Source organism: Micromonospora sp. NPDC049366, from assembly GCF_044466625.1.
Lineage (GTDB): Bacteria > Actinomycetota > Actinomycetes > Mycobacteriales > Micromonosporaceae > Micromonospora.
In genome coordinates this window covers 40,047-56,920 of sequence record NZ_JBITMV010000006.1, presented here as the reverse complement: position 1 = coordinate 56,920, position 16,874 = coordinate 40,047, and the positions used below count along the sequence as shown (strand labels likewise).

At 73.6% G+C, this 16,874-nt stretch carries 11 protein-coding genes and 2 pseudogenes; 9 read left to right on the top strand and 4 right to left on the bottom strand.

What is annotated here, in order from left to right; genetic code table 11:
- Positions 1-34 precede the first annotated feature (34 nt).
- Positions 35-241, top strand: a complete 207-nt coding sequence (locus ACIBTV_RS10960) for a hypothetical protein (protein ID WP_396703825.1) — start codon at positions 35-37, stop codon at positions 239-241.
- Positions 242-302: 61 nt separating this feature from the next.
- Positions 303-1,894, top strand: a pseudogene (locus ACIBTV_RS10955) (ATP-dependent DNA ligase).
- 45 nt (positions 1,895-1,939) lie between these two features.
- Here the strand turns inward: ACIBTV_RS10955 and ACIBTV_RS10950 are convergent.
- A complete protein-coding gene (locus ACIBTV_RS10950) occupies positions 1,940-2,761 on the bottom strand; it encodes an SURF1 family protein (protein WP_396703824.1) in 822 nt (273 codons plus the stop codon).
- A 164-nt stretch (positions 2,762-2,925) separates the two neighbouring features.
- Here ACIBTV_RS10950 and ACIBTV_RS10945 point away from each other — a divergent pair, with 164 nt between their 5' ends.
- Together ACIBTV_RS10945 and ACIBTV_RS10940 are read left to right on the top strand one after the other, a co-directional pair.
- Positions 2,926-4,329: a cobyrinate a,c-diamide synthase gene (locus ACIBTV_RS10945; RefSeq protein ID WP_396703823.1), complete on the top strand. Its 1,404-nt coding sequence runs from the start codon at positions 2,926-2,928 to the stop codon at positions 4,327-4,329.
- Entirely contained in the window at positions 4,326-4,895 is a 570-nt protein-coding gene (locus ACIBTV_RS10940; protein ID WP_396703822.1) for a GNAT family N-acetyltransferase, read from the top strand. Before ACIBTV_RS10945 ends, ACIBTV_RS10940 begins: the two co-directional genes overlap by 4 nt.
- A gap of 105 nt (positions 4,896-5,000) precedes the next feature.
- Here the strand turns inward: ACIBTV_RS10940 and ACIBTV_RS10935 are convergent, their stop codons facing one another.
- Positions 5,001-7,127, bottom strand: coding sequence for a transglycosylase domain-containing protein (locus ACIBTV_RS10935; RefSeq protein WP_396703821.1), 2,127 nt, complete (start codon positions 7,125-7,127; stop codon positions 5,001-5,003).
- A 132-nt stretch (positions 7,128-7,259) separates the two neighbouring features.
- Here ACIBTV_RS10935 and cobC point away from each other — a divergent pair, with 132 nt between their 5' ends.
- The 4 genes and pseudogenes from cobC to cobA form a co-directional block, all read left to right on the top strand.
- The gene (gene cobC, locus ACIBTV_RS10930; RefSeq protein WP_396703820.1) at positions 7,260-8,363 is read left to right on the top strand and encodes an Rv2231c family pyridoxal phosphate-dependent protein CobC; all 1,104 of its coding nucleotides are present in this window, start codon (positions 7,260-7,262) and stop codon (positions 8,361-8,363) included.
- A complete protein-coding gene (gene cobT, locus ACIBTV_RS10925; protein ID WP_396704018.1) occupies positions 8,363-9,448 on the top strand; it encodes a nicotinate-nucleotide--dimethylbenzimidazole phosphoribosyltransferase in 1,086 nt (361 codons plus the stop codon). Before cobC ends, cobT begins: the two co-directional genes overlap by 1 nt.
- Positions 9,445-9,579 carry a hypothetical protein gene (locus ACIBTV_RS10920; RefSeq protein ID WP_396703819.1) on the top strand — a complete coding sequence of 45 codons (135 nt, stop codon included), beginning with the start codon at positions 9,445-9,447 and terminating at the stop codon, positions 9,577-9,579. Before cobT ends, ACIBTV_RS10920 begins: the two co-directional genes overlap by 4 nt.
- A pseudogene (cobA, locus tag ACIBTV_RS10915) lies at positions 9,576-10,772 on the top strand (uroporphyrinogen-III C-methyltransferase); the annotation flags it as partial. The gene ACIBTV_RS10920 and the pseudogene cobA, both read left to right, overlap by 4 nt.
- Before the next feature lie 3 nt (positions 10,773-10,775).
- Here cobA and otsB read toward each other — a convergent pair.
- Together otsB and ACIBTV_RS10905 are read right to left on the bottom strand one after the other, a co-directional pair.
- The gene (otsB, locus tag ACIBTV_RS10910) at positions 10,776-13,382 is read right to left on the bottom strand and encodes a trehalose-phosphatase (RefSeq protein ID WP_396703818.1); all 2,607 of its coding nucleotides are present in this window, start codon (positions 13,380-13,382) and stop codon (positions 10,776-10,778) included.
- Entirely contained in the window at positions 13,379-14,779 is a 1,401-nt protein-coding gene (locus tag ACIBTV_RS10905) for a trehalose-6-phosphate synthase (RefSeq protein WP_396703817.1), read from the bottom strand. Before ACIBTV_RS10905 ends, otsB begins: the two co-directional genes overlap by 4 nt.
- Positions 14,780-15,187: 408 nt before the next feature.
- Here ACIBTV_RS10905 and ettA point away from each other — a divergent pair, with 408 nt between their 5' ends.
- A complete protein-coding gene (gene ettA, locus ACIBTV_RS10900; protein ID WP_091595776.1) occupies positions 15,188-16,864 on the top strand; it encodes an energy-dependent translational throttle protein EttA in 1,677 nt (558 codons plus the stop codon).
- The last annotated feature ends 10 nt before the right edge of the window (positions 16,865-16,874 follow it).

The window sequence follows — 16,874 nt, the reverse complement described above, 5'->3', positions numbered from 1 at the left end:
GTGTCGTCCGGATGGCTGGTATAGCCTTTCGAACATGAGTACGAACGAGGTGATGGCCCGGTTGCAGGCCGCCGTCAGCGCTCTGGGGGACGTCGACGTCTCCGCGTGGCCCGAGGACACGCTCAAGGAACAGCTCGGTGAGCTCTCCGCCGCGCTGGTCTCACTCGACTCGATGCTCACCCGGGTCGCCGACGAGGTCCGCTCGCGTGGGCTGCGGATCGAGGAGCCGGTCCCGGCCTGACCCGCCGGGGCCGGCCCGGTCGCCCGGCAATGCCCTGGTCGTGTCGGGGGTGGCTGGCAGGATGAGAACCGTGCGGTTCCTCGATCTGGCAGCCACCTCCGCCGCCGTGGCCGCCACCGGCGGCCGGCGGGCCAAGGTGGAGCTGCTGGCGGGTGCGCTGCGTGCGCTCGACCCGGCCGAGGTGTCGGCCGGCGCCGGTTGGCTCGCGGGTGAGCTGCGCCAGCGGCAGACCGGGGTGGGCTACGCGAGCCTCCGCGACCTACCGCCGCCCGCGACCGAGCCGACGCTGACCGTCGCCGCTGTCGACGCGGCGATCGACGAGATCGCCGGGGTGCGCGGCGCCGGTTCGCAGGCCCGGCGGCGGGCCCTGCTGAACGGGCTCTACTCCGCCGCCACCGCTCAGGAGCAGCGGCTGCTGACCGGTCTGTTCAGCGGTGAGCTGCGGCAGGGCGCCCAGTTCGGGCTGCTGGCCGACGCGATCGCCCGGGCCGCCGACGTGCCGGTGACCGCGGTGCGGCGGGCGCTGCTGCTCGCCGGTGACCTGCGCGAGGTCGCGGTGGCCGCGCTCGCCGGGGGCACCGCGGCGCTGGCCGGGTTCGGCCTGCGGGTGGGGCGTCCGCTCGCCCCGATGCTCGCCCAGAGCGCACCCTCGGTCGACGAGGCGCTCGCCGCGACGGGCACCCCGGCGGTCGTCGACGTCAAGCTCGACGGCATCCGCATCCAGGTGCATCGGTCCGGGTCGGACATCGCGGTCTTCACCCGCAGCCTCGACGACATCACCGCCCGGGTGCCGGAGGTGGTCGCCGCCGTGCGCGCCCTGCCCGGCCGGGAGCTGGTCCTCGACGGTGAGGCGATCGGGTTGGACGCCACGGGCCGACCGCTGCCGTCCAGCAGACGTCGAGCCGGGCGGCGCGCCGGGTCACGCCGAGCAGCACGGGCCGCAGCCCGGTGGCGCCGGCGGTGTTGGCCGCGGCGGAGACCACCGGTCAGGCGGTGTTGACGCCCTACTTCTTCGATCTGCTGCACCTCGACGGCGCGGATCTGATCGACCTGCCGGGCCGTGACCGGTGGGCCGCGCTGGCGGGCGCGGTCGACGAGTCACTGCTGGTCGGTCGGCTGGAGGTCGACGGGCCGGAGCAGGCCGCCGCCGCGTTCGCCGCGGCCCTCGCCGCCGGTCAGGAGGGGGTTGTGGTCAAGGCACCCGACGCGCCCTACGACGCGGGTCGGCGCGGCGCGGCCTGGGTCAAGGTCAAGCCCCGGCACACGCTCGACCTCGTGGTGCTGGCGGTCGAGTGGGGCAGCGGCCGGCGCAAGGGCTGGCTCTCCAACCTGCATCTCGGTGCCCGTGACCCCGCCACCGGCGGGTTCGTCATGCTCGGCAAGACGTTCAAGGGCCTCACCGACGAGCTGCTGCGCTGGCAGACCGAACGCTTCCTCGACCTGGCCGTGGAGCGCGGTGACTGGGTGCTCCGGGTGCGCCCGGAGCAGGTCGTCGAGATCGCCTTCGACGGGGTGCAGACCAGCTCCCGCTACCCGGGCGGCGTGGCGCTGCGGTTCGCCCGGGTGGTGCGCTACCGCGACGACAAGACGGCCGCCGAGGCGGACACCATCGACGCGGTGCGGGCCATCCAGGCGGGCCCATCCGGCGGCTGACCGACCCCCGCACCGTCCGCAGCCACGGCGGCGGACGTACGCGAATCAGGCCCGGCTGGTCGGTGCGGGCTCGGCGGCGCGGTCGGCCGGCGCGGTCTCGATCCCCGCCGCGCGGCGTGCCTCCCGGCGGGCCGCCCAGCCGTAGCCGACGAGCGTCATCCCGGCGAAGAGCCACCACTGCACGACATAGCCGAAGTTCTGCCAGTTGTTGGTGTGACCCACGGGCACCGCGACGAACGTCGGGTCGGCGGCCGGGGTCTGCTCGTCCAGCAGCAGGTAGGCGCCGTAGACGGGGTAGGGCAGTTCGCGGGCCAGCCGCGGTACGGCGATCCGTCGGGTCTCCAGCCGGCCGTCCCGCCGGTCGACCGCGCCCGAACCGCTCTCGGTCTCGTGTATCCGGCCGACCACGATCACGTCACCGGTCGGTGCGGCCGGGACCTGCGGCTGGGCGGTCGCCCCACCGGCTGCCGGCGGGATCCACCCGCGGTCGACCAGGACGGCGCTGCCGTCGCCGAGCACCAGCGGGGTGAGGATCTCGAAGCCGACCTTGCTGTCCACGGTCCGGCCGCGGACCAGGACGGTGTTCGTCGGGTCGTACCGCCCGGTGACGGTGACCCGGGTCCACACCTTCTCCTCGGCCGGTGCCGGCCCGGTGGTGCCCGCCCCGCCGGACGGGGCGGCCAGCGCCTCCCGCAGCGGCGCCGGCGCCATCCGCTGGCCCGCGTCGATGCGCTCGTTGATCTCGGTGCGGCCCCGGTAGCGGTCCAGCTGCCAGTTGCCGAGCAACACCATCACCGCGGCGGCGACCAGGGTCAGCGCGAGAATGCCCAGCCAGCGCGGGCTCAGCAGGAACCGGTACACAGCCAAGAGGCTACTCGTATGACGGGAGCCACTGTCCGCGACGGCCCGGTAGCAGACCCGCGACAGGCCCGTGCGGAAGTGCTCGCCCGCCGGCGCGGACCGGTATGGTCACCGGGCGGACCGCTGCCGTGGTCCCCGCCGCGTCCCCCGTCGCCCACGAGGAGTCGATGATGACCGTCGTGCCGCGCCTGGTGTTCAGCGCGCCGTCCTCCGGGCACGGCAAGAACGCGCTGGCGATCGGGCTGCTCGCCGCGCTCCGGGACCGCGACCTGCGGGTCGCCGGGTTCAAGCTCGGGCCCGACCAGGTCGACGCCGCCTACCTCGGGCTCGCCTCCGGCCGGCCGGGTCGCTCGCTCGACCCCCGGCTGGTCGGTGCCGACCGGCTCGCGCCGCTGCTCGCGCACGGTGCCGCGGGCGCCGAGCTCGCCCTCGTCCAGGGCAGCATGGGTCTGTACGACAGCGTCACCGGCCACCCGGAGCGCGACTCGACGGCGGCGGTGGCCACCGCGCTGCGCAGCCCGGTGGTGCTGGTGGTCGACGTGGCGGCGATGGGCCAGTCGGCGGCCGCCCTGGTGCACGGTTTCCGGTCGTTCGACGAGCAGCTCTGGCTCGGTGGGGTGATCCTCACCCGGGTCGCCTCGTCCCGGCACGAGGCGATGCTCCGCGAGGCGCTCGACGACATCAACGTGCCCGTCTACGGCGCGCTGCGCCGCCAGGACCTGCCCCCGGTGCTGCCGAGCCGCCGGCTGGGCGTGCTGCCGGCGATCGGCGGGTCCGCGGAGGGCGAACGGGCCGTCCGCCGGCTGGGTGAGGCGGTCGCCGCCACGGTCGACCTGGACCGGCTGCTCGGATTGGCCCGTTCCGCGCCGCCGCTGCCGACCACCGCCTGGTCGCCGCAGGACGTGCTGGGCACCCCGGTGGCCGCGGCGACGCGCCCGGTGGTGGCGCTGGCCGGCGCGCCGGGCGGCAGCTTCAGCCCGCCGGAGACCGCCGAGCTGCTCCGGGCGGCCGGCGCCGAGGTGATCACCATCGACCCGCTGCGCGACGAGGCGTTGCCCGCGGGCACCCGCGCGCTGGTCGTGGGTGGTGGGCTTCCCGAGGCGTACGCCGAGCAGCTGTCCGCCAACCGCAAGCTCTGCATCGCCGTGGCCGAGCTGGCCCGCACCGGGCGGCCGGTGATCGCCGAGGGCGCCGGTCTGCTCTGGCTGGCCCGGGAGCTGGACGGGCTGCCGATGTGCGGCGTGCTGGACGCGGTCGGCGCCACCCGTGACGGGTTGGTGGTGGGCTACCGGGAGGCGACGGCCGCCACGGAGAGCGTGGTGGCCGCTCAGGGCGCGGTGCTGGTGGGGCACAAGGAGCACCGGGCGGTGCTCACCCCGCGCGCCGGCCAGCGGGCGGCGTGGACCTGGTCGGGCGGGGCCCCGGAGGGCTTCGTCTGGCGTAACGTGCACGCGTCCCAGCTCGCCCTGCACTGGGCCGGCTACCCCGAGATCGCGACGCGGTTGGTGACGGCGGCGCTGGGCGAGCCGGCCCCGGAGGCGGTGCACGCCGACTCGGACGGGGTGCCGGCGTGACCGGTCAGATCGCCGTACGCCGGTTTCCGGCGCTCACGGTCTCGACGCCGCGCACGGAGGTGCGGCAGCTCGTGGCGGCGGACGCGGCGGTGGCCGGGGAGATCTTCGCCGACAAGTTGACCCGGCGGTGGCTGCCGCTGGCCGACGACTCCGGCCCGATCGACGGGCACGCCTGGTGCACCGAGCTGGCGCGGCAGCGCCGGGACAGCGGCGACGGCGACCACTACGGGGTGGTCCGCCGGGAGGACGGCCAACTGGTGGGCTGCCTGTGGACGCGGCGTACCGACTGGGGCGCGCGGCTCACCGAGGTGTCGTACGCGATGGCACCGCACGCCCGGGGCTTCGGCCTGGCGGCGGAGGCGGTGGACGCGGTGGCGATCGCGCTGATCCTGGAGCACGGGTTCCAGCGGGTCGAGTTGCGGGTGGCGCCGGGCAACACCGCGTCCCGGCGGGTGGCGGAGAAGGCCGGGTTCAGCTACGAAGGCCTGCTCCGCAACGCCGGTTACGTCCGGGGCGCGCGCGTCGACCTGGAACTCTGGTCCTTCGTCTCCGCTGACCTCCGCTGACCGACGCCCCGCACCGCGCAGTTGATCACGAGGTTCGCGTCCGGATTCACGCGAACCTCGTGATCAACAGGGTTCGGCGGTGCGGGCCGCGGGCAGCGCGGGCCGTCAGCCGACCATCGCGTCCGAGGGCGGGTTGAACTGGCGGGTGGGTTTGCCCTTGAGGGCGTCGCGCAGGGTCTCCGCGACCGCGGCGATCGGGATCTGGGACTGTCCGTCACCGACCGCGTTGAACGGGTTGTCCGGGTCGGAGATGAAGCTCGCCGCGGCCAGCTCCGGCGTGTAGCCGACGAACCAGGCGGACCGGGTGCTGTCCGTGGTACCGGTCTTGCCGGCCACCGGTCGCCCGACGGTGCCCCGGACGCTGTCCGCCGTCGACCAGCCGCCGCAGCCGCCGCGGGCCGGGGTGTCGCCGGTCGGGCAGCGGGCCGCGTCGGTGGCGGCCCGCGCGGCGTCCGCGTTCACCACCTGCCGGCAGCGCGGCTTGGCGACCTCACGGGTGATGCCGGACGCGGTGGCGTACGTCGTCGGGGTGCCGTCCCGGTTCATGATCGCCTGCACGGGGATCGCCTCGCAGTAGCGGCCGTCGGCGGCGATGGCCGCGTACGCGTTCGCCATCTCCAGCGGCGTCGCGTCGGAGACGCCCAGGGTGAACGCGCCCCACTTCTTGGCCTTCCCGGGCGAGGCCTGTTCCCGGTCGACGTCGGTGCGCCAGCGCAGCCCCAGCTGCTCGGCCAGCCGGACCGCCTTGTCCGCGCCGACCTGTTCCTCCAGCCAGACGAAGTATGTGTTGACGGACTTGCCGAAGCCGGACCACATGGTCTGCTGCCCGGTCATCGCGCCGCTGGCGTTGGAGGGCGCCCAGCCGTCGTAGACGGATGACTTGTACCGGTGCGGGGCGTTGAACGAGGTGGAGAGCGGCATGCCGGCGTTGAGCGCGGCGAGCATCGGGAACATCTTGAACGTCGATCCGGCCTGGTAGCCCGGCAGGTCACCGCCGCCGAGCAGGGGCGCCACCGTGTTCGGGTAGTTCGCCTTCACCTTCGGCCCGGCCTCCGGGTTGGAGCTCTGCGGGTTGTCGGCCAGGTTCAGTGAGTACGTCCGGTTGACCGCCATCGCCTTCACCCGCCCGGTGCCGGGCTCGGAGACCACGATGCCGTTGGCGAAGGGGCTGCCGGTGCCGGCGCCGAGGTTCTTCTCCGCCGCCTCCTGCACCTTCGGGTCGATGCTGAGGACGATCCGGTAGCCACCGCGGCGCAGCTTGTCCATCCGCTCCAGCCGGTTCTCGCCGAACGCGGGCTGCGCGCTCCACCAGTTCTTCAGGTAGTCGCAGGCGAAGCCCCAGCTGTTGTACTTCTCGGGGATCGCCGCGCAGTCGTTCGGCGGGTAGGTGAGCTTCAGCCGGATCGGCTCGGACTTGGCCGCGGCGGCGGCGTCGGGCGAGAGGTAGCCAAGCTGGGTCATCCGGTCCAGCACGTAGTTGCGGCGACCGGTGGCGTCCTTCTGGTCGGAGGTGGCCGGGTCGTACTCGCTGGGCGACTTCACCAGCCCGGCGAGGGTGGCCGCCTCGACGGGGGTGAGGTCCTTCGGGGTCTTGGAGAAGAAGATCTCGCTGGCGGCGTAGATGCCGTAGGCGCGGTGACCGAAGTACGCGGAGTTGAGGTAGCGCTCGAGGATGTCCTCCTTGCTCATCTCCTTCTCCAGGTCCAGCGCCATCCGCATCTCCTTGACCTTGCGCAGGCTGGTCTGCTGGGTGGCCTCCTGGACCTCCTGGGGGGTCTTGGCGCTGTCCCGCAGGGCCATCCGGACGTACTGCATGGTCAGCGTGGAGGCACCCTGGGACACCCCGCTGGAGCGGGCGTTCGCGACGAACGCGCGGGCGACACCCTTCGGGTCCACGCCCTTGTGCTGGTAGAAGCGGGAGTCCTCGGCGGCCACGATGGCCTGCTGGATGTTCGGGGACATGTCCGACAGCTTCGTGTACTGCCGGTACTCCTCGTAGAACATCGTCAGGACGGTCTTGCCGTCCGGCGCGTACAGGTAGGAGGTCTCGGCGGGGAGCGCGGTGGTCAACAGCTTGGTCTTGTGTTCCATGGCGTGCACCGTGGCCTTCGCGCCCAGCCCGGTGAAGGCGACCACGGGATAGGCGACGGCGGCGATCACGATGCCGGCGATCAGTCCGGCGCGGAGGAGAGGAACGGCACGACCAGCGGCAGCAAGGGGTCGGTTGCTCACAGGGTCAAGCTATGACATTTCCGATTCGGAAATGAGAAGAATTCATAAACGGGCGGACGGGGGAGCGGTCGTGACGCGTCCCACGCCGTGATCGGCTGTCCCGTACGCCGCCTTCCCGGCAGGATCGCGGACATGCGTGGTCAGCCGAGCGGTGCACCAGCGCGTCCCGGCCCTGATCCGGCGCGCGTGGACGGGCCCGACCTCGCGCACCACGGCGACGCGGAGGTGGGCGAGGGCCTCGTCGACCTCGCGGTCAACGTGCGCCGGGCGCCGCTGCCGCCCTGGCTGGCCGCGCCGATCGCCGCCACCCTGACCGACCTGGCCCGCTACCCGGACCCGACGCCCGCACGGGCCGCCGTCGCCGCCCGGCACGGCCGCACCCCGGACGAGGTGCTGCTCACCGCCGGCGCCGCCGAGGGGTTCGTGCTGCTGGCCCAGGCGCTGCGCGGGGTGCGCCGGCCGGTCGTGGTGCACCCGCAGTTCACCGAACCCGAGGCCGCGCTGCGCGCCGCCGGACACCCGGTCGAGCGCGTGCTCCTCGACCCGGCCGACGACTTCCGCCTCGACCCGGCCCGGGTGCCCGCCGATGCCGACCTCGTGATGGTCGGCAATCCGACCAACCCGACCTCGGTCCTGCACCCGGCCGACACCCTCGCCGCGCTGGCCCGGCCCGGTCGGGTGCTGGTGGTCGACGAGGCGTTCGCCGACACCACCCGTGGGCCCGGCCACCCCGGCGAGCCGGAGTCCCTCGCCGGCCGCCGTGATCTGCCCGGGCTCCTGGTGATCCGCAGTCTCACCAAGACGTGGGGGCTGGCCGGCCTGCGTGTCGGCTACCTGCTGGGCGAGCCGGACCTGCTGGCCCGGCTCGCCGCCGTCCAGCCGCTCTGGGCGGTCTCCACCCCCGCCCTGGCGGCCGCCGCGGCCTGCGCCACGCCCGTCGCGGTCGAGGCCGAGCGCGCGATCGCCGGGCAACTCGCCGCCGACCGCGAGCACCTGGTGGCCCGCCTCGCCGACCTGCCGGGCGTACGCGTGGTCGGGCCCCCGGCCAGCGCCTTCGTCCTCATCCACCGGCCCGGTGCCGCCGCCCTCCGGGCCGCCCTGCGCGAGCGCGGCTGGGCGGTACGCCGTGGCGACACCTTTCCCGGCCTCGGGCCGGACTGGTTGCGGATCGCGGTCCGCGACCGGGCCACCACCGACGCGTTCATCGGGATACTGGGCGAGATTCTGGAGGCATGATGCTGGAGACCACGATCGCGGCGATCCGACCGCCGGACGAGCCCGCGATGGCCGCCGCCCGGGAACTGCACGGCCGGCTGACGAAGCCGGCCGGCTCGCTCGGTGCCCTGGAGGAGCTGTCCGTACGCCTCGCCGGCCTGGCCGGGCACTGCCCGCCGCCGCTGCCCGCGCCGGCCGCCGTGGCGATCTTCGCGGGCGACCACGGGGTGCACGCCCAGGGCGTGTCCCCGTGGCCCCAGGAGGTCACCGCGCAGATGATCGGCAACTTCCTGGCCGGCGGCGCGGTGGTCAACGCGTTCGCGCGGCAGGCGGGCGCCGCGGTCACCGTGGTCGACGTGGGGGTGGCCACCCCGGTCCCCGCCGCGCCCGGTGACGCCACGGCGCCGCTCGACCCGGCCACGCCCCGGCTGGTGAGCGCCACCGTCCGGCCGGGCACCCGGGACCTCACGGTGACCGCCGCGCTGACCCGGGACGAGGCCCGCGCTGCCGTGGAGACCGGCATCCGGGTCGCCGACGACCTCGTCGCGGCCGGCGCCGGCATCCTGCTCACCGGTGACATGGGCATCGGCAACACGACACCCGCCGCCGCGTTGATCGCCGCCTTCACCGGGGCCGACGCCGCCGCCGCGACGGGGCGGGGCACCGGGGTGGACGACCCGACGTACGCCCGCAAGGTCGACGTGGTCCGCGCGGCGTTGGAGCGGCACCGGCCCGACCCGGCGGACCCGCTGGGTGTGCTGGCCGCGGTCGGCGGTCTGGAGCACGCCGCGTTGGCCGGGCTGATCCTCGGCGCCGCCGCCCACCGGGTGCCGGTGCTGCTGGACGGGGTGATCGCGGTGTCCGCCGCGCTCGCCGCCGCCGCGTTCGCCCCGGACGCGGTCGGCGCCATGGTCGCCGGGCACCGCTCGGCCGAGCCGGGCGCCACGCTGGCGCTGCGCCGGCTCGGCCTCGATCCGCTGATCGACCTCGGGCTGTGCCTCGGCGAGGGCACCGGCGCGTTGCTCGCGCTGCCCGTCGTCACCGGCGCGGTGCGGGTGCTGCACGAGGTCGCCACCTTCGACTCCGCCGGCGTGGCGGAGAAGTGACCGGCCGGACGGGCGTGCTCTCCCGCGTCGCCGAGCGGGCCGACGTCGCCGTCGCGCGGCGGGCCGGTTTCCGCGTCGCGGGGCGGCCTGGGTTCCGCGTCGCGGAGCGGGTCGGCGGGGCCGCGGCGTGAGCGTCAACCCGTACCCCCTCGGGCTGCGTCTCGCCGGACGGCGGGTGGTCGTGGTGGGTGGGGGAGCGGTCGCGACCCGACGGGTGCCGGCGCTGCTGGACGCCGGCGCGGACGTCCTGCTGGTCGCCCCCGAGTTGACCCCGGCCCTGCGCGCCCACCTCGACGCCGGGCGCCTGCGGTGGACGCCGCGCCGGTTCGAGCCCGACGACCTGGACGGCGCCTGGCTGGTGCAGGTGGCGATCGACGACCCGGTCGCCGCGGCGACGGTCAGTACCGCCGCAGCCGATCGGCGTGTCTTCTGCGTACGCGCCGACGACCGTGACGCCGCCACCGCGTGGACGCCGGCGGTGACCCGGCACGGGCCCGTCACCGTCGCCGTGCTGGGCGGGGGCGACCCGCGCCGGGCGATGACGGTCCGGGACGCGATCCGCGAGCTGCTGGAGGCCCGGCCGGCCCCGGCCACCGACCCGGCCGCCGGACGGGGTCCGACGCCCGTGGTGGGCGGCCGGGTGGCCCTGGTCGGCGCCGGGCCGGGCGATCCCGAACTGATCACCGTGAAGGGCTGGCGGCTGCTCACCGAGGCGGACGTGGTGGTCGCCGACCGGCTGGTGCCCGGGCTGCTGCTGGACGAGATGCGCGCCGACGTGGAGCTGGTGGACGCCTCCAAGATCCCGTACGGACCGGCCCGGACGCAGCAGGAGATCAACCGGATCCTGGTGGACCGGGCCCGGGCGGGGGCGTCCGTGGTGCGGCTCAAGGGCGGCGACCCGTACGTCTTCGGTCGTGGCGGGGAGGAGCTGCTGGCCTGCGCGGAGGCGGGCGTGCCGGTGACCGTGGTGCCCGGTGTGACCAGTTCGGTCGCCGCGCCGGCGGCGGCCGGCATCCCGGTGACGCATCGGGGCGTGGCGCACGAGTTCACCGTGGTCTCCGGGCACGTCGCACCCGACTCGCCCGACTCACTGGTGCGCTGGGACGCCCTCGCGGCCCTGCGCGGCACGCTGGTGATCCTGATGGGGTTGAAGAACCTGGCCGCGATCGCCGACACGCTGCTGGCTCACGGCCGGCCGGCGGACACCCCGGCGGCCGTGGTCCAGGAGGGTACGACGACCGGCCAGCGGGTGCTCCGGTCGACGCTGGGCGCGGTGGCCGCCGACGTGGTCGCCGCCGACCTACGCCCACCCGCCGTCGTGCTCAGGTCACTGCTTGAGCATGTTGTCCAGCAGCAGGGCGCAGCGGATCAGACCGAGGTGGCTGTAGGCCTGCGGGTGGTTGCCCAGCCCGCGCTCGGCCAGCGGGTCGTACTGCTCGGGGAGCAGCCCGGTCGGCCCGGCGGTGTCGATCATCTGCGTGAACAGCTCCTCGGCGTCGGTGCGCCGGCCGGTCCGCAGGTACGCCTCGATCAGCCACGCCGTGCAGATGTGGAAGCCGCCCTCGCGGCCGGGCAGGCCGTCGTCCCAGTGGTAGCGGTAGACGACTGGGCCGCTGCGCAGGTCCGCCTCGATCTTGAGGACGGTGGAGAGGAAGCGCGGGTCGTCACCCGGTAGCAGCCCGGAGAGGCCGATCCAGAGCGACGAGGCGTCCATGTCCTCGTCCCCGTACGCGACGCTGTAGGCCTCGGCGTGCTCGTGCCAGCCGTGCTCCAGCACGTTGTCGGCGATGCGGTCGCGCAGCTCCACCCACTCCGGCCGGTCCTCGCCGCCGTGCTGGCGCATCACGTGCAGCGCCCGGTCGACGGTCAGCCAGCACATCACCTTCGAGAAGATGTGGTGCCGCGGTGGGAGGCGGGCCTCCCAGATGCCGTGGTCGGGCTCGTGCCAGCGGCGGCTGACCGCCTCGACCATCGACTCCAGCACCCGCCACTCGGTCTCGCGTACCGAGCCGCGCAGGTCGGCCACGGCGGCGATCAGGTCGGCGACCGGGCCGAACACGTCCAGCTGGAGCTGGTGGTTGGCCAGGTTGCCGACCCGCACCGGCCGGGAGCCGGCGTAGCCGGGCAGGGTGTCGATGACCGCCTCCGCGCCCAGCTCGTAGCCGTCGACGGTGTAGAGCGGGTGCAGCCGTTCGGGGTGCCCGCCGGTGCGCTCGACGACGCCGTCGATCCACCGCAGCAGCCCCTCGGCCTCCTCGGTCGAGCCGAGGTCGACCAGCGACCGGGCGGTGAGCGCGGCGTCGCGCAGCCAGCAGTAGCGGTAGTCCCAGTTGCGGACGCCGCCCAGCTCCTCGGGCAGCGAGGTGGTCGCGGCGGCCAGGATGGAGCCGGTGGGCGCGTGGCAGAGCCCCCGCAGCGTCAGCGCGCTGCGGACCACCAGGTCGCGGGCGGTGTTGGGCAGCTTCAGCGAGGCCACCCAGTCCTTCCACGGCTTTTCGGCCGCGGCCTGGCGCTCGTGCACCGGCACCCGGTGGTGCTCCACGCTGTGGGTGCCGAAGCGCAGCTCCAGCACGACCTGCCCGCCCGCGGCCCGCAGGTCGACGACCGCCTTGGCCGACTCGTACGGGCCGTCGGCGGTGATCTCCCACTCGACGCCGGGGGCGTAGAGCGCGATCGGCTCGTTCGAGCCGAGCACCAGCAGACCGTCGCCGACGGGTTGCAGCTGCACGGCGACCTGGCCGAACTCGGGCCGGGGGGCGAACTCGATCCGAGCTCGGCCGGTGCCGGTGAGCACCCGGACCAGGGTCGAGTCGCCGGAGACGATCGCGGGGCCGTCCGGCGTGGTCTCCTGCGCCGGCAGGTCCAGCCAGTCGGTGACGGTGAGGCCGGACCAGCGGGTCTCCACGGTCATGGTGCCGCTGCGGTAGCGCTGGCCCAGCGGGATGCCCTCGCGCTCCGGGGCGACGGTGAAGTGACCGGCCGGGCTGCCACCGACCAGGTCGGCGAAGATCGCCGCCGAGTCCGGCTTGGGGTGGCACAGCCAGGTGACCTTGGCGTCCGGGGTCAGCAGCGCGACGGTGCGGCCGTTGGCGAGCATGGAGTGCCGCTCGATGGGCACGGCCCGCTCGCCGAAGAGCCAGTGTCGCCGGGTCTCCAGCAGCAGGCCGAGCGCGCGGGCGGCCTCGATGGGCTCGGCGACCCGATAGTCGGCCTTCGTCTCGCCGGGGCCGATCTTGATGCCGACGTCGGGGCCGTGGAGGTTGCCGAAGGCGTTCTCGTCGGTCACGTCGTCGCCGATGAAGAGCACGGCGCTGGCGGAGAGCTGGGTGCGCAGCTGGTCGACGGCGGTGCCCTTGTGCGTGGCGACCACCGACAGCTCGATGACCTCCTTGCCCTGGGTGACGGTCACGCCCTCCCAGGTGGCGGGGCCGCTGCGGACGGCCTCGATGGCGCCGGCCGCGACCTCCGGGGCGACGCCGCGGGTGTGCACCGCGACGCTCGCCGGCTTGCGCTCCAGGCGGATGCCGGGGTGGAGCGCGGCGATCTCGCGCAGCGCGTCGCGCAGCCGGGTGCGTACCTCGATCAGCTCCGGGGAGAGCCGCTCGACGAAGCCGATGTCGAACTCCGAGCCGTGGCTGCCGACGAGGTGCACCTCGCTGGGCAGCCGGGACAGCGCGGCGAGGTCGCGCAGCGCCCGGCCGGAGACCACGGCCACGGTGGTCTGCGGGAGGGAGGCCAGCGCGCGGATCGCCGCCACCGACTCGGGAAGGGGCACGGCCTTGCTCGGGTCCTCGACGATCGGCGCGAGCGTGCCGTCGTAGTCGCAGGCGATCAGGAGCTGGGGCACCCGGGCGATCCGGCCGATGACGGCCCGCAGTTCGGGGTCCAGGACTCCGGTGGCGACGGCGGGGCCGCCGGAAACGGTCGTGCTCACGCGGCCTCCGCCTCCGGCACGCCGAGCTCGGTGAGGAACGACGTGGCCCAGTGGCCGACGTCGTTGGTTCGTAGGTGGCGCTGCATCGTCCGCATCCTGCGGCGGGCCTCCGGCTTCTCCACGTGCACGGCCCGAAGCAGGGCGTCCTTGACCGCGTCAGGGTCGTGCGGGTTGCACAAAAATGCCTGGCGCAGCTCGGTGGCTGCGCCGGCGAACTCACTGAGCACGAGCGCGCCGCCCTGGTCGGCGCGCGACGCGACGTACTCCTTGGCCACCAGATTCATCCCGTCTCGCAGCGGGGTCACCATCATCACGTCCGCGGCGACGTACATCGCGGCGAGTTCGCTGCGACTGTACGACTGATGCAGATAATGCACCGCCGGCACGCCCACCCTGCCGAATTCGCCATTAATCCGACCAACCTCGCGTTCCACCTTGACACGGAGGGCCTGGTAGTGCTCCACCCGCTCGCGACTCGGGGTGGCCACCTGCACCATGACGGCGTCCGGCACGCTCAGCTTGCCGTCGGCGAGCAGTTCCCGGAAGGCCTTGAGGCGAAGCTCGATGCCCTTCGTGTAGTCCAACCGGTCGACGCCCAGGATGATCGTCTTCGGGTTGCCCAGCTCCTCACGGATCTCCTTGGCCCGGGCCTGGACGGCCGGGTCGGCGGCCATCCGCTCCATCTCCTTCGTGTCGATCGAGATGGGGAACGCGCCGGCCTTCACCTGCCGGCCGTCGACCTGGATCATCTGCCCCTCGTAGCGCAGCCCGAGCAGGTGCCGGGCCAGCCGGACGAAGTTCTGCGCCGCCAGCCGCTGCTGGAACCCGACCAGGTCGGCGCCGAGCAGGCCGCGCAGGATCTCGGTGCGGAACGGCATCTGCATGAACAGCTCGATCGGCGGGAACGGGATGTGCAGGAAGAACCCGATCCGCAGGTCGGGCCGCAGCTCCCGGAGCATCGCCGGCACCAGCTGAAGCTGGTAGTCCTGGACCCACACCGTCGCGCCCTCGGCCGCGACGTCCGCCGCGGCCTCCGCGAACCGGGCGTTGACCAGCCGGTACGCCTCGCGCCAGCGGCGCTTGTAGGCCGGCGTCTCGACCGCGTCGTGGTAGAGCGGCCAGATGGTCGCGTTGGACTGCCCCTCGTAGTAGCGCTCCAACTCCTCGGCGCTCAGCGGCACCGGGTGCAGCCGGATGCCCTCCAGGTCGAACGGCTCGGGGGCGGCGCCGGTGCCACCGGCCCAACCGACCCAGGTCCCCTGGTGCTCGGCGAGAACGGGGTGCAGCGCGGTCACCAGCCCGCCGGGGCTGCGTCGCCACTGCCGCCCGTCGGGTGTGCTCACCTCGTCGACCGGCAGGCGGTTCGCCACTACGACAAAGGAGCTGCGGACGGTCACGTTCGGCCACCTCCGGGTGCTGACGGGTCAACCGCGAATGAGCGTACTGAGCGTAGCTGCGGCGTCTGGGACCCCGTGCCGGAGTTCCCTACCCGCGCCGCGCCCGCCCAACCCATAGGGTGATCTTGTCAACAAGCGCCTGGTCGTGGTGCCGATGGCGGCAATCCCGTGGGTCGCGTTCCCGTCTCCGCGCCGGCCCCGGGAGGGCGCCGGCCGACCGGTCCGGGCGGGAATCCGGCCCGCCGTGGCTGCCCCGGGCGGGGTGATGTGGGCGCGGCGGCCCGTACCTGTCAGGATTGACGACGGCGTGCGTGCGGCCGGCTCCCGGCCGGCGGCGGCGGGCGGACGTCCCGGCCGCGCCCCGCACCCGCAAGCTCGCGATCGCAACCGACGGAGGTAGCCCGCACCGTGGCCCAGTTCATCTACGTCCTGGAGAAGGCGCGCAAGGCGCACGGCGACAAGGTCGTGCTGGACAACGTGACGCTGAACTTCCTGCCGGGGGCCAAGATCGGTGTGGTCGGCCCGAACGGCGCCGGTAAGTCCAGCCTCCTCAAGATCATGGCAGGGCTGGACCGGCCGAGCAACGGCGAGGCGCGGCTCATGCCCGGCTTCACCGTCGGCATGCTCGCCCAGGAGCCCCCGCTCAACGACGCCAAGACCGTGCTCGGCAACGTCGAGGAGGCGGTCGCCGAGATCAAGGCCAAGCTGGAGCGGTTCAACAAGATCGCCGAGCAGATGGCGACGGACTACTCCGACGAGCTGATGGAGGAGATGGGCCGGCTCCAGGAGGAGTTGGACACCGCCGACGCGTGGGACATCGACTCCAAGCTCGAACTGGCCATGGACGCGCTGCGCTGCCCGCCGCCGGACGCCGACGTCACCAAGCTCTCCGGTGGTGAGCGCCGCCGGGTCGCGCTGTGCAAGCTGCTGCTGGAGGCGCCCGACCTGCTGCTGCTCGACGAGCCCACCAACCACCTGGACGCCGAGAGCGTGCAGTGGCTGGAGCAGCACCTGGCCAAGTACGCCGGCACCGTCCTGGCCATCACCCACGACCGGTACTTCCTCGACAACGTGGCCAACTGGATCCTCGAACTGGACCGGGGCCGGGCCTACCCCTACGAGGGCAACTACTCCACCTACCTGGAGAAGAAGGCGGCCCGGCTGGCCGTCGAGGGTCGCCGCGACGCCAAGATGAAGAAGCGCCTCACCGAGGAGTTGGAGTGGGTCCGCTCCAACGCCAAGGCGCGGCAGACCAAGTCGAAGGCCCGGCTCGACCGCTACGACGAGATGGCCGCCGAGGCGGAGAAGACCCGGAAGCTGGACTTCGAGGAGATCCAGATCCCGCCGGGCCCGCGCCTGGGCAACACGGTCATCGAGGCCCAGGGTCTGAGCAAGGGCTTCGGGGACCGGCTGCTGATCGACAACCTGTCGTTCTCGCTGCCCCGCAACGGCATCGTCGGCATCATCGGCCCGAACGGCGTCGGCAAGACCACCCTGTTCAAGACCATCGTCGGGCTGGAGCAGCCGACCAGCGGCAGCGTCCGGGTCGGTGAGACCGTCTCGCTGTCCTACGTCGACCAGAACCGGCAGGGCCTCGACGGTGACAAGACCGTCTGGGAGGTCGTCTCCGACGGGCTGGACCACCTGATGGTGGGCAAGGTCGAGATGCCGTCCCGGGCGTACATCGCGGCGTTCGGCTTCAAGGGACCGGACCAGCAGAAGCCGACCAAGGTGCTCTCCGGTGGCGAGCGCAACCGGCTCAACCTCGCGTTGACGCTCAAGATCGGCGGCAACGTGATCCTGCTCGACGAGCCGACCAACGACCTGGACGTGGAGACGCTCTCCAGCCTGGAGAACGCGCTGCTGGAGTTCCCCGGCTGCGCCGTGGTCATCTCGCACGACCGGATGTTCCTCGACCGCGTCGCCACGCACATCCTGGCCTGGGAGGGCGACGACCAGAACCCGGCGAAGTGGTTCTGGTTCGAGGGCAACTTCGAGGCGTACGAGAAGAACAAGGTCGACCGGCTCGGTGCCGAGGCGGCGCGGCCGCACCGGGTGACGTACCGCAAGCTGACCCGCGACTGAGCACGACGGA